Genomic DNA, 14,466 nt, shown 5'->3' on the forward strand with positions numbered 1-14,466 from the left:
GCCCCCGATCCCGAGGAGTCCGATGACCGCCGATCGTGAAACCGCCCTGCTCGCCGAGGTGCCCGACGGGCTATTCATCGGAGGCGCTTGGCGTCCCGCCGCGGAGGGGCGCACGCTCCGCGTCTTCGACCCCGCCACCGGGGAAGCGGTGAAGACGATCGCCGACGCCTCGGTCGACGACGGCAAGGCAGCCCTGGATGCCGCCGTGGCGGCGTTCCCGGAATGGTCGCGCACCCCGGCACGCGAGCGCGCCGAACTGCTGCGGCGCACCTTCGACCTCGTGCAGGAGCGCAAGGAGGACCTGGCGCTCCTCATGACGATCGAGATGGGTAAGCCCCTCGCCGAGGCGCGCGGCGAGGTGATGTACGGCGGGGAGTTCATCCGCTGGTTCAGCGAAGAGGCCTCGCGTGTGCAGGGGCGCTACGGAGCGAACCCCGAGGGCACCGGGCGGATGATCGTCTCGCAGCACCCGGTGGGGCCGTGCTACCTCATCACCCCCTGGAACTTCCCCCTCGCGATGGCCACCCGCAAGATCGCGCCGGCGCTCGCCGCGGGCTGCACCGTGGTCATCAAGCCCGCCGAGCTCACACCGCTGACGACGCTGTTCTTCGTCAAGCTGCTCGAGGAGGCGGGGCTCCCGGCGGGTGTCGTCAACGTCCTCACCACCTCCAGCTCGGGCAAGGTCTCCGAGCCGATCATCCGCGACCCGCGCCTGCGCAAGCTCTCCTTCACCGGCTCGACGCCGGTCGGGCAGAGGCTGCTCGAGCAGGCCGCGGAGGGGGTGCTCCGCACCTCGATGGAACTCGGCGGCAACGCCCCGTTCGTCGTCTTCGACGACGCCGACCTCGACAAGGCGGTCGACGGCGCGATGGCCGCGAAGTTCCGCAACATCGGGCAGGCGTGCACCGCCGCGAACCGCTTCATCGTGCACCGCTCGGTCGCCGACGAGTTCGCGCGCCGCGTCACCGCGCGCGTGCAGGGCTTCCGCATCGGCCGCGGCACCGAGGAGGGCGTCACCATCGGCCCGCTCATCGATGACCGCGCAGTTGCCAAGGCCGCGGCGCTGGTCGACGATGCCGTGAGCCGCGGCGCGGAGCTGCGTACCGGCGGCAAGGCCCTTGAAGGCCCCGGCACCTTCTACGAGCCGACGGTGGTCTCGGATGTGCGGCCGGGCAGCGACATCCTCCGCGAAGAGATCTTCGGACCGGTGCTGGCGATCATCCCGTTCGACGACGAAGACGATGCCGTCCGCATCGCCAACGACACCGAGTACGGCCTGGTCTCGTACGTCTACACCGAGAACCTCGCCCGCGGGCAGCGCATGATCGAGCGGCTCGAGACCGGCATGATGGGCCTGAACATGGGGGTCGTCTCCAACGCCGCCGCCCCGTTCGGCGGCTGGAAGTTCTCGGGTCTCGGCCGTGAGGGCGGCGCCGAGGGCATCCACGAGTACCTGCAGACGAAGTACACGCTCACCCCGAACCCGTTCGCCTGAGCGCCGTGGGCGGCGGCGCCGCTCTCTCCCCGCGCCCCCCGATCCCGACGCTGTGCGTCCCACAAGGTGCGCGGACCGACGCCGTTGCACGCTTGTTCTGGGACACCCGTATTCGGGTGTCCCAGAAGGCGGTGGGTGAGCGCGTCGGAAGCCCCTCCTTGTGGGACATGGCCGCTGATGACGCGGGGCCGACGACGTCGCCGGGGCGCGGCTGTCGGGGGAGCGCGGGAGGATGACGGGGTGACGACGTCACCGCTCCTCGCGCGCCGCCTGCGCTCGCACCGTCTGAGCGCCCCTGCGGCGACGCTGGAGAGCGCGGCGCGGTGGATGCTGGCTGTCCAGTCGCAGGACTTCGTCGGCGGCCGGTGGGCGCTGGCGACACGCACGCGTGCTGCGCCCTCGCTCTCCGACGTCGATGCGCTCTTCGACTCCGGGTGCCTGGTGCGCTCGTGGACGATGCGGGGGACGCTCCACATCGTCCCCGCCGCAGACCTCCGCTGGATCCTGCGGGCCACGCGGGTGCAGCAGGTGCGTCGAGCGGCTCCCGTGCTCCGGCGCGAGGGGGTCGACGGCGCCGTGCTGGTGCGTGCCGAGAGTGCCGCGCGCCGAGCGCTCGCGGAGGTGAAGCGGATGAGCCGCGCCGACCTCTTCGCCGCGTGGGATGCCGCGGGCATCCCGACCGCGGGGCAGCGCGGGTATCACCTGCTGTCCGCCCTCTCGGTGCAGGGGATCCTGTGCCTGGGAGCGGTGACGGAGCGCTCGCGCGGCGGTGCGCGCGAGCAGAACGTCGTCCTCGTGGATGACCTGAGGACGGATGCCACGGCACCGGCCGACCCTCTCATCGAGCTCATCGTCGGTTACGTCCGCGGCCATGGGCCGGCCTCGGCGCGCGATGCCGCGTGGTGGTCGGGGCTGCCGCTGACGACCGTCCGCGCGGCGCTCCAGGAGGCGGGCGACCGAATCGCGCTCTGGGCCGGATCACGCGCGGCCGAGGCGCTCTTCGTCGCTCCCGCCACCCCTCGTGCGACGGTGCACGGCGACGCGCTGGCCCTGCCGCCCTTCGACGAGTACTACCTCTCGTACGACGACCGCTCCGGCACCTGCGCGCCGGAGCATCTCGACGGGGTCGGACCGTCGAAGAACGGCATGGTCCGCGCCATCCTCGTTTCCGACGGCCGGGTGGCAGGAACCTGGACGCCCGCTCGCGGGGCTGCCGGCATCGATCTGTTCGACGTCGCCGGCCTCACCGAAGATCACGCCCGCGCCGCGGTCGCACGATTCACCGCATTCCGCTCCGGGTGACCCGCCGGCGGACTACTCAGCCGGCGAGTGCCGCTCCAGGAAGGCGTACACCTCGGTGTCGTCGACGCCCGGGAAGGCGCCGCGGGGGAGCGGGGAGAACATGTGCTGGTGCACGCGCGCGCTCGGCCAGGCCTTGCCGCTCCAGCGCGAGGCGACGTCGGCGGGGGGACGGCGGCAGCACGACTCGTCAGGACAGGTGGATGTCGCCCGGGTGGCCGTCTCACGGCCGCGGAACCACTTGGCGTCGTCGAAGGGCACGCCGACGGTGATCGAGAACTCCCCGTCCCCCGTCACGCCCGTCTGCGTCGAACACCAGAATGTGCCCGCGGGGGTGTCGGTGTACTGGTAATGCTCGGTGGTGCGGTTCTGCTCTTCGAATGCCGAGCGCGCCGACCATTGCCGACAGACGATCTGCCCCTCGACCGAGCCTGTGACATCCATCGGCACCGGGAGGTCGTCGTTCTCGTACACCCGGGAGATCCCGCCGTTGCCGTCCACGCGCAGGAAGTGCAGTCGGATGCCGAGGTGGTGGGTGAGCAGGTTCGTCAGTCGCATCGCGGCGGCCTCGTGGGTCACCCCGAACGCGTCGCGGAAGTCCTCGACAGCGAGATTCCGGTCCTTCTTCGCCTGCTGGAGGAAGGACACCGCGGCGGTCTCGGGCATGAGGCAGCACGCCGCGTAGTAGTTGATCTCCAGACGCTGCTGCAGGAAGTCGGCGTAGTCGGTGGGCCGCTTGTGCCCCAGCAGTCGGTGGGCCATGGCCTGCAGTGCCATGGAGCGCAGGCCGTGTCCGCCGGGGATCGAGGCGGGCGGGAGGTAGATGCGGCCGTGCTCGAGGTCGGTGACCGAGCGCGCCGAGTGCGGGAGATCGTTGACGTAGATGAGCTCGAAGCCGAGCTGCTCGGCCATGATGCTCACGGTGCGGTGGGTGAGCGCCCCGGAGACGTGGCCGGCGGCTTTGAGCTGCTTCTCGGCGAGGCGTTCGATGTCGGGGAGGTAGTTGTCGACGTCGCGCATCCGCACTCGAAGCTCCGTGTTCGCCCGACGCGCTTCCTCCGGTGTCGCGATCGCCTCGCGCTCGCGCCGCTGCAGCTCGCGATGCAGGGCCAGGATCGATTCGAGCGCCTCATCGGTCATGGACTTCGTGACCTTGATGGGCGCGACCCCGAGTTGGCGGAACACGGGACTGGCCTGCGCCTGCGCGAGCTCGATCTCCAGCGCCGCGCGCCGGTTGGGCGGCTCAGCGGAGAGGAGGTCGGTGACCTCGACGCCGGTGGCCCCGGCGATCGCCTGCAGCAGCGACAGCTTGGGCTCCCGCTTGCCGTTCTCGATCAGGCTCAGCTGGCTGCCGGCGACGCCGACCTGCTCTCCGAGCTCGTCGAGGGTGAAACCGCGAGCGAGCCGGTGGTGTCGGATCTGGTGGCCCAGCGTCGTGAGGTGCAGCGGTGCGGTCGAGCTCGCGGTGGGAAGCGCCATGATTTGAGGATAGCGAAAGAATTACGGTTCTTGCGCGCTCGTTTCCCTTAAACGCGCCGCTCGAGGCCGCAATAGTGGAGGAATACCAGGTTCATGCTCAGCTGAGGGAGCTTCCATGGCTATCGCCGACATCTTCTCGCGCACCACGTCTGCCCCGATCGACGCCGGAGACTCCCGTGCGTACGGCGCCCGCCCCACGATCGTCGGCGACGGGATGGCGGAGCTGGAGGCCTGGGTCGAGGAGATCGCCACGCTCACTCAGCCCGACCGCATCCACTGGGTCGACGGGTCGCGCGGTGAGAACGATGCGCTGCTTCGCCAGATGGTCGACGAGGGGAAGCTGATCAAGCTCAACCCCGAGTGGCGTCCGGGTTCGTACCTTGCCCGCTCGCACCCGAGCGATGTCGCGCGCACCGAGGCGCGTACTTTCATCGCGTCCGAGCTCGAAGAAGACGCCGGCCCCACGAACAACTGGGCCCCGCCCGCGGAGATCCGCGCCACGATCACGCCGCTGTTCGAAGGCTCGATGCGCGGGCGCACGATGTACGTCGTGCCGTTCTCGATGGGTCCCGTCGGCGGTCCGCTGTCGCACATCGGGGTTCAGGTGACCGACAGCGCCTACGCCGTGGCATCCATCGGAATCATGACCCGCGTGGGCACCCAGGTGCTGCGCGAGATCGCGGCCGGCAAGCCCTGGGTGAAGACCGTGCACTCGGTGGGCGCTCCGCTCAAGCCGGGCGAGCCCGACGTGGCGTGGCCGTGCAACGACGAGAAGTACATCGTGCACTTCCCCGACACCCTCGAGGTCTGGTCGTTCGGCTCGGGGTACGGCGGCAACGCGATCCTGGCGAAGAAGTGCTTCGCGCTGCGGATCGCCTCGGTCATCGGCCGCGACGAGGGCTGGCTCGCCGAGCACATGCTGCTCATCCGTGTCATCGACCCGTCCGGCCGCGCCTACCACGTCGCCGCGGCGTTCCCGTCCGCCTGCGGCAAGACGAACCTGGCGATGCTGCGGCCGACCATTCCCGGTTGGCGCGTGGAGACCCTCGGCGACGACATCGCGTGGCTTCGCCCCGGCGACGACGGACGCCTGTGGGCGATCAACCCCGAGGCCGGCTTCTTCGGTGTCGCCCCCGGCACCGGCGAATCGACCAACGTCACCGCGGTGGAGACCCTCTGGGGCAACACGATCTTCACCAACGTCGCGCTCCGCCCCGACGGCGATGTCTGGTGGGAGGGCCTGACCGACACCCCGCCGGCCGAGCTCATCGACTGGGAGGGCAACCCCTGGACGCCCGGAAGCGGCCGGCCGGCCGCCCACCCCAACTCGCGCTTCACCGTCGGCGCCGCCCAGTGCCCCCAGATCGCCGAGGACTGGGACGCCCCGCAGGGCGTGCCGCTGGATGCGATCCTCTTCGGCGGCCGTCGGGCCACGAACGTCCCGCTCGTCGTGGAGGCGACCGACTGGACGCACGGCGTGTTCATGGGCGCCACGATCTCGTCGGAGCGGACGGCAGCCGCCGAGGGGACGGTCGGCGAGCTTCGCCGCGACCCGTTCGCGATGCTCCCGTTCTGCGGCTACAACATGGCCGACTACTTCGGGCACTGGCTGAAGGTCGGCCAGAAGCTCCGCTTCGACCGCGCGCCGCGCATCTTCCAGGTCAACTGGTTCCGGAAGGGGCCCGACGGGCGCTTCCTCTGGCCCGGATTCGGCGACAACGCGCGGGTCATCGACTGGATCATCCGCCGCATCGAGGGCGAGGTGCCCGCGGTCGACAGCCCGGTCGGGCGCCTGCCGCGCATCGAAGATCTGGACGTCGACGGCATCGACGTCTCGACAGAGGACCTGCAGCGCCTCTTCGCCATCGACCCGCAGTCGTGGCTCCAGGAGGCCGACCTCACCGACGAGTTCTTCCGCACCTTCGAGGGACGGATTCCGGCGGCTCTGTACGCCGAGCTCGCGGCGTTGCGCTACCGCCTCCAGCGGCCCTGAGGTCGCCGGCTCTGCGACGGATGGCCGGTCGACCGTCGGGCGCCCGCCTCGTCCGCCCCGGGAGGTGACATCAGCCCCACGGGCCTTGCATCCGTAGCCCGAAACGGCGTCACACGAGCAGCTGGTGGCGCGCGAGGTCGCGATAGAGCGGCGTCGTCTCCACCAGCTCGCCGTGCGTGCCCTGGCCGACCACGCGACCGTGGTCGAGCACCACGATGAGGTCGCTGTCGACGACGGTCGACAGCCGGTGGGCGATCACGATAAGGGTGCGGCCGGAAGCGACCGCGTCGATCGCGTCGCGCATGCGTTGCTCATTCAGCCCGTCCAGCGACGAGGTCGACTCGTCGAGGAGGAGGATGGGGGGCGCGGCCAGCAGGGCCCGGGCGATCGCGAGGCGCTGGCGCTCGCCCCCGGAGAGCATCACGCCGCTCTCGCCGACCGGGGCGTCGAGGCCCAGGGGGCTCCGCTCGAGCACCTCACCGAGGTTCACCGCCCGCAGGACTCGCTCGCACTCGGCGTCGGAGGCGTCGGGGGCGGCAAGTCGCAGATTCTCCGCGATCGTTCCGGCGAGGGTCGGGGCGTCCTGCTCGACGTACCCGAGCTGAGCGCGCAGCGCCGCGCGGTCCAGAGCCCGGACGTCCTGGCCGTCGAGCAGGATCGCCCCACCGGTCGGGTCGTAGAAGCGCTCGATGAGGGCGAGGGTCGTGCTCTTTCCCGCTCCCGACGGACCGACGAGCGCGACCCGCGCGCCGCGCGGCACGCGGAACGACACTCCGCGCAGCACCTCGCCGTCGGCCCCGCCCGGCGCGGACGCGGCGCTCGCGGCATCCTGTTCCTCGTCGCGGACGACCTCGATGGCGGAGGTGCCGACATGCGCCGACTCGAGGAGGGCCTTCGCCTCCCGCTCGGCGCTTCGCCGTGCCGCGATGACGTTCTCCGGATAGGAGAAGCGCACATCGACGAACTCGATCGCCGCGGGCGAGGCCGCCTCGGCGGAGGACGGCGAGCCGGCGGTCAGGCTTGCCGCGAGGCGGGCGTCGTCGGCGGTCTCGGTGGGGAGGTCGAGTACTTCCTGGATGCGCCCGAGCGCGCCCAGCGCCTGGTTCACCGAGGTGATGGCGCCGAAGAACGTCGCGAGCGGGCCGACGAGGAGGAAGAGGAAGATGACGAAGGTCACCAGGCTCGCCACCGAGATGGCGCCCGAGGCCACGCGGAACCCGCCGAGCCCGAGGACGACGAGGAGCGAGACCTGGAGGGCGATGCCCGCCACCGGCACGACGAGGGCCGAGACCTTCGCGATGCGCACCCCGACGTGGTACACCTCGGTCGCGACGCCGGTGATCGCATCCGTCTCCCGTTCGGTGGCCCCGGCTGCGCGGACCGTGCGGATCGATCCGATGGCCCGCTCCACGCCCGAGGCGAGTTCGCCCACCTTCTCCTGCTGCTCCTGCGTGGCCCGGCGGATCCGACCGCTGAGGATCCCCACGGCCGCCACCGAGACCCCGAGGACGAGGACGATCGCCCCGAGGAGAGCGGGGTCGATGATCGCCATGCCGATCACCGCCCCGACGAAGATCAGCGAGTTGCCGACGGCGTCGGCGAGCCCCTGGGTGAGGACGGCGTAGAGGAGGGTGGTGTCGGTGCCGACCCGTGAGACGAGGTCGCCCGTGCGGCGCGAGTCGAATTCGCTGATCGGGAGGCGGAGGATCCGTGCGACGAGTTTCCGTCGGCTGGAGTACACCACCGCTGTCCCGGTGCGCTGGAGGAGGTAGTGCTGGTAGCCGCCGATGATCGAGGCGGCGACGACGAGCGCCACGATCCCCCACACGAGCAGACCGAGCGTCTCGCCGGCCTGCACCCGCTCGATCACCTGTCCGACGAGCACCGGCTGGCCGAGGGTCGCCACCGCGCCGATGATGCTGAGGATCGCCACGACCACCAGCACGCCCCTGTGCTCGAGGAGGAAGGGGATCAGCTGCTTCAGGCTCGCGCGAGGGCCTTCCTGGGTCGCTCCGCGGCGGCCGCGGCGGCGGGATGGGCGGGTGGTGTCTGACATGAGGATGCTCCGGGGGATGAGGCTCAGCTACGACCGTACTTCTTGTGGGCTGCCTGTTTGCTCACACCGAGCGCCCCGGCGATGGCCTGCCAGGAGTATCCGAGCGTGCGGGCGCGACGCACCTGCACCTCCTCCGCCCGGGTCAGCTCGGTGCGCACCCGCGCGAGGCGCTGGAGTTCGGCGATCGGCTCAGGATCGGGCGCGTACCCGATCAGCGTGCGCAGGTCGTCGCTGGACACGGTTTCCCTCCCTCTCGGCCGCGGCGCGGCATCCGTCGTCAACCGTAGGTGACGTTCTCCGCGCTGTCAACCGATGTTGACGCGTGCGCGCCCGGGTCCGCCCCCCGACCCCAACCCCCTCACCTTGTTCCTTCGTCGCAGATGTACGCGATCGACCGGGATAGGCGTGCATATGCGACGAGCGAACGGGTGCCAGGGGTCCCGGGTGACCTGAGCCAACCGCCGCCACCACCACCGGCTCGACCCTCGAGTCGCCGTCCCCTGCTTCGTTCGTCGCAGATGTACACGTTCGAGCGGGATAGGCGTGCATTTGCGACGAACGAGTCGGATAGGGCGGGTTCGACGCTCATGCGCCGGCTCTCACCCCCGCCGCGCCCCACCCAGCCGCCCGGGGCCCCGCCCCCGGCCACCCCCACGCGACTTCGTTCGTCGCAGATGTACGCCGGAGGGCGCCCGTGGCGTGCATAGGCGACGAACGAAGCGGGGAACGAGGGAAGAGGGCGGCGAACGAAGCGGCGGAAGCAGGGAAAGGGAATGGATGCCGCGGCGCGGCGGGAAAGCAAGAGAACGGATGCCGCGGAGCGGCCGATCCGGCACGACAGCAGTGTCGGAGGTCGCGGGTAGGGTGGTCCGGTGCCTGAGCCCGTGATCCGCGCCGAGAACCTCGTGAAGACGTACTCGTCGAAGGGGAAGCCCGACTTCGTCGCCGTCGACGGGCTGTCGTTCGAGGTGGCGCCGGGCGAGTCCTTCGGGCTCCTCGGGCCGAACGGTGCGGGCAAATCCACCACCATGAAGATGGTCGGCGCGGTCTCGACGCGCACGCGCGGGGAGCTCAGCATCCTGGGCCTCGACCCCGACCGGTACGGTCCCGAGATCCGCTCGCGCCTGGGCGTGGTGCCGCAACAGGACAATCTCGACGCCGAGCTGAACGCTCGCGAGAACCTCTACATCTACGGACGGTACTTCGGGCTGCCGAGCAAGGTCTGCCACGAGAAGGCCGACGAGCTGCTGGCGTTCGCGCAGCTGGAAGACAAGGCGAAGAACAAGGTCGAGCAGCTGTCGGGCGGGATGAAGCGGCGTCTCACGATCGCCCGCGGCCTCATCAACGACCCGCGGATCCTGCTGCTCGACGAGCCCACGACGGGCCTTGACCCGCAGGCGCGTCACGTCCTGTGGGACAGGCTCTTCCGCCTCAAGGAGCGCGGCACCACCCTCGTCCTCACCACGCACTACATGGATGAGGCCGAGCAGCTGTGCGACCGCCTCATCGTGGTCGACAAGGGGCGGATCATGGCCGAGGGGACGCCGGCCTCGCTCATTCGCGAGCACTCCAGTCGTGAGGTGCTCGAGGTCCGCTTCGGCTCCGACCGGAACGAGCAGGTCGCACCGCAGCTGGAGGGCCTCGGCGACAGCGTCGAGGTTCTGCCCGACCGCATCCTCATCTACACCGACAACGGTGAGCGCGCTCTCGAACGAGTGACGCAGCTCGGCTTCGAGCCGATCACGTCGCTCGTCCGTCGCTCCAGCCTCGAAGACGTCTTCCTGCGCCTGACCGGAAGGTCGCTGATCGAATGAGCGCGGAGCCGATGAGCGGCCCGGCGACAGCGAAAGCGCCGCAGCCGAGCCTGGACGAGCTGCGCGCCGAAGCGATGGCCTGGGGACGCAAGCCCCGCGCCTATGGTTCGTGGTACGTCACCGAGCACATGGTGCGCGCGATGCGCGCCTACGGGTGGACGATCGTCGTCGGTGCCCTCGGGCAGCCGATCGTCTACCTGCTGGGCCTGGGCTTGGGCCTCGCGGCGCTGATCGAGGCGCCGGTGTCCGACGGCGGCGTCACCGTCAAGTACGTCGTCTTCGTCGCGCCCGCTCTCCTCATGACCGCCACGATCGCCGTCGCCAGCGAGGAGTTCACGTATCCGGTGATGGCGGGCTTCAAGTGGCGCCGGTACTTCTACGGCTTCAACGCCTCCGCGCTGTCCTCCCCGCAGATCGCCCACGGCGTCATCCTCGGAGCCACCGCCCGCATGATCGTGGTGGGTGCGGCGTACTACGTGTTCCTCGTGCTCTTCCAGGCGATCCCGAATCCCGAGACCGGCTGGATCTCGGTCTTCATCTCGATCCTCGCAGGCCTCGCCTTCGGCGTCCCGATCATGGCTTACGCCGGATCGATCGAAGACGACAAGGGGCAGTTCGCCCTCGTGCAGCGCTTCATCTTCATGCCGATGTTCCTCTTCTCGGGCACGTTCTACCCGCTGTCGACGCTCGGCTGGCTGCAGGTGATCGGATGGATTTCCCCGCTCTGGACGCCACCGAGCTCGGCCGCCTGGTCACCTACGGCCGGCCCGAGAGCATGCTGATGGTCGGGGTGCACGTGGTGTACCTCGTCGCCCTCACCGTCGGCGCCGCATTCCTCGCGCGCCGGATCTTCGTGCGGAGGCTCGCGAAATGACCGCCACCGCCCTCGAGCCGCAGACCCGCGCCGGCGGCGTGCGGTCGCTCTGGGCCGGAAACCCGCAGGCGGTCGTGCAGCGCGGTCTCATCGCGGCGCGCTCGTCGAACTGGATCGTCGTGCTCTCGGGCTTCTTCGAGCCCGTCTTCTACCTGCTGTCGATGGGCGTGGGGCTCGGCGCGCTCATCGGCGATGTCACGACCGCCTCCGACCTGGAGGTGTCGTACGCCGCGTTCATCGCCCCCGCGCTCCTGGCGGTCTCGGCGATGAACGGCGCGGTGTACGACTCCACCTGGAACGTCTTCTTCAAGTTCAACTACGGCAAGCTCTACGAGGGCATGCTGGCGACCTCGCTCGGCCCGCTCGACGTGGCACTGGGAGAGATCCTCTATGCGCTGCTGCGAGGACTCGTCTACGCCAGCGGGTTCATGGTGATCATGCAGTTCGCGGGGTTGAACCTCGCCTGGACGGCGATTCTCGCCATCCCCGCGGTCCTCCTCATCGCGTTCGGGTTCGCAAGCCTCGGGATGGCGATCACGAGCTACATGAAGGCGTTCCAGCACATGGACTGGATCAACTTCGTGATGCTGCCCATGTTCCTGTTCTCGGCGACGTTCTATCCGCTGAGCGTCTACCCCGACTGGCTCGTCCCCGTCATCCAGGCCCTCCCGCTCTGGCACGGCGTCGAGCTCATCCGCGGCCTCACCCTCGGCGATCTCAGCTGGGGGATGCTCTGGCACGTCCTGTACTACGTGGTGATGATCGCCGTCGGCCTGATCTTCACCACGAAGCGCCTGCGCGCCCTCTTCCTCGACTGAGAACGGGCGCCGCAGTACACTCGGCGCCACTGTTCACCCCAGGACCGTGCTGTCACGGAAGGGACGCCCGTGGACCTCGCCACCCTCCTCGCCTTCTCCCTCGCCGCGGTGGTCGCCATCGCGATCCCCGGGCCCACGGTCCTGCTCGCCCTCGCGAACGGCTCCCGGTACGGCGTCAAACGCGCCACCGCCGGGATGCTCGGTGCCGTGGCATCCGATGTCGTCCTCGTCGTCGCGGTGGGCATCGGGCTCGGTGCCCTGCTCCTCGCGAGCGAGCTGGCATTCACCGTCGTGAAGTGGGTGGGGGTGGCCTATCTCGCATTCCTCGGGATCCGGATGCTGCTGTCCCGCGGCGCACTTCTCCACGGCGACCCGGCCGCCGACCCGCGCGGCTCGCGCCGCGCACTGTTCCTCCGCAGCTTCCTCGTCGCGGTGACGAACCCGAAGGGGTACCTCTTCGTCGGCGCGCTCCTGCCGCAGTTCGTCGACCCCGCCGCACCGCCGCTGCCGCAGTACCTGCTCATCGGCGTGGTGTTCTGCGCGCTCGACTTCGCGATCATGCTCGGCTACGCCGTCCTGGGGTCCGGTGCCGTGCGCCTCCTCAAGCGACGGGGCGCGGTGTGGCTCGAACGGGTCTCGGGCGCTGTGCTGCTCGGGCTCGCCGCGTGGCTGGCGACATCTCGACGGGTTCCCGCCTGAGTCTCAGAGCGATCCGGTGGCTCCGACCCCGAGGTCGGCGTCGTAGTCGACGTCCTTCGTCTCGGGCGCAAGTGCCAGGGCGATGAAGGTGAGCACCCCCATCGCCGAGAGGTAGAGCCCCACGAGCCAGGGATTCCCGTCGCCCAGCTGCCACAGGGCCACGGCGATGATCGGCGCCACGGCGGCGCCCAGGATCGACGAGACGTTGTATGCGATCGCCGAGCCCGAGTAGCGCACATTCGTCGGGAAGAGCTCCGGGAGAACCGCGCCCATGGGCCCGAAACTCCATCCCATGAGCATGAAGCCGAAGATGAGGAACGCCTGGGTCAGCGCACCGGTGAACTTCGGGTCGGCAGAGGGCAGCAGGAAGACCGAGAACGACAGCCCGAACACCACGATGAGACCGGTGACCCACATCAGCAGGGTCCGCCGTCCGATCGCGTCGGCGATCGGACCCGACAGCAGGGTGAAGATGCCGAAGAAGACCACGCCGATGATCTGCATGATGACGAAGTCGGTGTACCCGAAGCCAAGCCCCGGATAGAACTGCGCGGCGAAGGCGGCCTCGTCGAAGGCGCGGCCGGCGGACTCCGCGGCCGCCCGCGCCGCGGCGCTCGCGGACTCCAGGTCGGCCGGCTTCGTCCCGTAGGACAGCGTGAACTGCGTCATCAGGTAGAACAGCACGTAGGTCGCCAGCATGATGAACGTGCCGAGGATCGCCTGCCGCCAGTAGCGGCGAAGCACCGTGCCGACGGGGAAGCGGCGGATCACGCCCTTCTGCTCGGCCTTCACGAACGTGTCGGATTCCACCAGCCGCAGGCGCACCCACAGGCCGATGATCACCATCACCGCCGAGAACAGGAACGGCACGCGCCATCCCCACGCCAGGAACGCGTCCGAGCGCAGCGCGGGGTCTTCCGGGTGCGGGAGGAGGAAGTAGATCGTCAAGAACACCGAGTTGGCGATGATGAAGCCGAGCGGTGCTCCCAGCTGCGGGAACGTGCCGTACCAGGCCCGCTTACCCGCCGGTGCGTTCTCGGTGGCCACCAGCGCCGCCCCCGACCACTCGCCGCCCAGGGCGAAGCCCTGCGCGAGCCGCAGGATCAGCAGCAGCAGCGCCGCCCACAGACCGATGTCGTTGAAGGTCGGGAGGCACCCGATGAGGAAGGTCGCGATCCCCATGGTGAGAAGGGATGCCACGAGCGTGGCCTTGCGCCCGAAGCGATCGCCGAAATGCCCGAAGATGACCGCACCGAGCGGCCGGGCGACCATCGCGGCGCCGAAGACGCCGAACGACGCCAGGAGCGAGGTGGTGTCGTTGCCCGTGGGGAAGAAGAGCAGCGGGAAGACCAGCACCGACGCGGTGGCGTAGACGTAGAAGTCGTAGAACTCGATCGTCGTGCCGACCAGGCTCGCCGTGATGACGCGCGAGCGGGGGTTGGCCGGGGCGGCGGGCGAGGAAGCGGCGGCGGAGTCGGTGGCCTGGGTCATCGCCTCACCACAGCACCGCGATGGCGGCGTTGGCGAAGGTGAGGACGCCGATCGACCAGAAGAGGGCCGGCGGCGTGGCATCCGTCTTCCGCTGGCGGGCGCGGGCGATGCCGATCACCGCGCCGATCGCGAGGAGGATCACGAGCTTCACGCCGATCTTGGCGTAGTTCAGCTCGATGCCCGCCGGCCACGGCGCGGCGAGGATGAGTCCCGCGACACCGGCGATGAGGAGGCCCCAGTCCATGACCCGAGTGGCCTGACGTCGACGCGAGACGGCCTCGACGACCCAGGCGCCGAAGAGCACCGCGAACCCGGTGAGGTGGACGAGCACGACGAGGTGGCGCAGGAATTCCATAGCTCAGAGGGTAGGGGGCGCCTCGCCGCCTCGCCAGGAAGGCGCGCCTGAGCCTCCGCTCAGACCCCACCCCGCGCCCCCTCTCAGCGGAGC

At 69.9% G+C, this 14,466-nt stretch carries 11 protein-coding genes and 1 pseudogene; 7 read left to right on the top strand and 5 right to left on the bottom strand.

Annotated elements, in window-relative coordinates:
• The first annotated feature begins 22 nt into the window (after positions 1-22).
• Together HDC37_RS02880 and HDC37_RS02885 are read left to right on the top strand one after the other, a co-directional pair.
• A complete protein-coding gene (locus HDC37_RS02880) occupies positions 23-1,495 on the top strand; it encodes an NAD-dependent succinate-semialdehyde dehydrogenase (protein ID WP_179558860.1) in 1,473 nt (490 codons plus the stop codon).
• Between the two features lie 240 nt (positions 1,496-1,735).
• Positions 1,736-2,797, top strand: a complete 1,062-nt coding sequence (locus HDC37_RS02885) for a winged helix DNA-binding domain-containing protein (protein WP_179558861.1) — start codon at positions 1,736-1,738, stop codon at positions 2,795-2,797.
• Between the two features lie 12 nt (positions 2,798-2,809).
• Here the strand turns inward: HDC37_RS02885 and HDC37_RS02890 are convergent, their stop codons facing one another.
• Positions 2,810-4,273 (bottom strand): XRE family transcriptional regulator, encoded by a 1,464-nt coding sequence (locus tag HDC37_RS02890; protein ID WP_179558862.1) that lies wholly within the window; start codon positions 4,271-4,273, stop codon positions 2,810-2,812.
• A gap of 115 nt (positions 4,274-4,388) precedes the next feature.
• Between HDC37_RS02890 and HDC37_RS02895 the strand changes: the two genes are divergently transcribed.
• A complete protein-coding gene (locus HDC37_RS02895; RefSeq protein ID WP_179558863.1) occupies positions 4,389-6,266 on the top strand; it encodes a phosphoenolpyruvate carboxykinase (GTP) in 1,878 nt (625 codons plus the stop codon).
• A 109-nt stretch (positions 6,267-6,375) separates the two neighbouring features.
• Here the strand turns inward: HDC37_RS02895 and HDC37_RS02900 are convergent, their stop codons facing one another.
• Together HDC37_RS02900 and HDC37_RS02905 are read right to left on the bottom strand one after the other, a co-directional pair.
• On the bottom strand, positions 6,376-8,322 hold the full coding sequence (locus HDC37_RS02900) for an ABC transporter ATP-binding protein (protein ID WP_179558864.1): 1,947 nt from the start codon (positions 8,320-8,322) through the stop codon (positions 6,376-6,378).
• A 23-nt stretch (positions 8,323-8,345) separates the two neighbouring features.
• Positions 8,346-8,561 (bottom strand): AsnC family protein, encoded by a 216-nt coding sequence (locus HDC37_RS02905; protein ID WP_179558865.1) that lies wholly within the window; start codon positions 8,559-8,561, stop codon positions 8,346-8,348.
• 633 nt (positions 8,562-9,194) lie between these two features.
• Here HDC37_RS02905 and HDC37_RS02910 point away from each other — a divergent pair.
• The 4 genes and pseudogenes from HDC37_RS02910 (at position 9,195) to HDC37_RS02925 (ending at position 12,527) form a co-directional block, all read left to right on the top strand.
• The gene (locus tag HDC37_RS02910) at positions 9,195-10,136 is read left to right on the top strand and encodes an ABC transporter ATP-binding protein (RefSeq protein WP_179558866.1); all 942 of its coding nucleotides are present in this window, start codon (positions 9,195-9,197) and stop codon (positions 10,134-10,136) included.
• An 11-nt stretch (positions 10,137-10,147) separates the two neighbouring features.
• A pseudogene (locus tag HDC37_RS02915) lies at positions 10,148-11,010 on the top strand (ABC transporter permease).
• On the top strand, positions 11,007-11,828 hold the full coding sequence (locus HDC37_RS02920) for an ABC transporter permease (protein WP_179558867.1): 822 nt from the start codon (positions 11,007-11,009) through the stop codon (positions 11,826-11,828). The pseudogene HDC37_RS02915 and the gene HDC37_RS02920 overlap by 4 nt, the downstream one beginning before the upstream one ends.
• 69 nt (positions 11,829-11,897) lie before the next feature.
• Complete coding sequence (locus tag HDC37_RS02925) at positions 11,898-12,527, top strand: LysE family translocator (RefSeq protein WP_179558868.1); 630 nt, start codon at positions 11,898-11,900, stop codon at positions 12,525-12,527.
• A gap of 3 nt (positions 12,528-12,530) precedes the next feature.
• On the opposite strand, the gene HDC37_RS02930 is transcribed toward HDC37_RS02925, so the two are convergent.
• Together HDC37_RS02930 and HDC37_RS02935 are read right to left on the bottom strand one after the other, a co-directional pair.
• Entirely contained in the window at positions 12,531-14,018 is a 1,488-nt protein-coding gene (locus tag HDC37_RS02930) for an MFS transporter (RefSeq protein ID WP_179558869.1), read from the bottom strand.
• 4 nt (positions 14,019-14,022) lie between these two features.
• Positions 14,023-14,373, bottom strand: a complete 351-nt coding sequence (locus tag HDC37_RS02935; protein ID WP_179558870.1) for a Fe-S protein — start codon at positions 14,371-14,373, stop codon at positions 14,023-14,025.
• Between the last annotated feature and the right edge of the window lie 93 nt (positions 14,374-14,466).

It is taken from the genome of Microbacterium sp. AK009, assembly GCF_013410955.1.
In the GTDB taxonomy this organism is placed as follows: domain Bacteria; phylum Actinomycetota; class Actinomycetes; order Actinomycetales; family Microbacteriaceae; genus Microbacterium.

What these genes read in the sequence shown, in the direction of transcription:
- HDC37_RS02880 (WP_179558860.1), top strand. Translation starts at nt 23, where the DNA reads ATGACCGCCGATCGTGAAACCGCCCTGCTCGCCGAGGTGCCCGACGGG.
- HDC37_RS02890 (WP_179558862.1), bottom strand. Translation starts at nt 4,273, where the DNA reads ATGGCGCTTCCCACCGCGAGCTCGACCGCACCGCTGCACCTCACGACG.
- HDC37_RS02895 (WP_179558863.1), top strand. Translation starts at nt 4,389, where the DNA reads ATGGCTATCGCCGACATCTTCTCGCGCACCACGTCTGCCCCGATCGAC.
- HDC37_RS02900 (WP_179558864.1), bottom strand. Translation starts at nt 8,322, where the DNA reads ATGTCAGACACCACCCGCCCATCCCGCCGCCGCGGCCGCCGCGGAGCG.
- HDC37_RS02920 (WP_179558867.1), top strand. Translation starts at nt 11,007, where the DNA reads ATGACCGCCACCGCCCTCGAGCCGCAGACCCGCGCCGGCGGCGTGCGG.
- HDC37_RS02930 (WP_179558869.1), bottom strand. Translation starts at nt 14,018, where the DNA reads ATGACCCAGGCCACCGACTCCGCCGCCGCTTCCTCGCCCGCCGCCCCG.
- HDC37_RS02935 (WP_179558870.1), bottom strand. Translation starts at nt 14,373, where the DNA reads ATGGAATTCCTGCGCCACCTCGTCGTGCTCGTCCACCTCACCGGGTTC.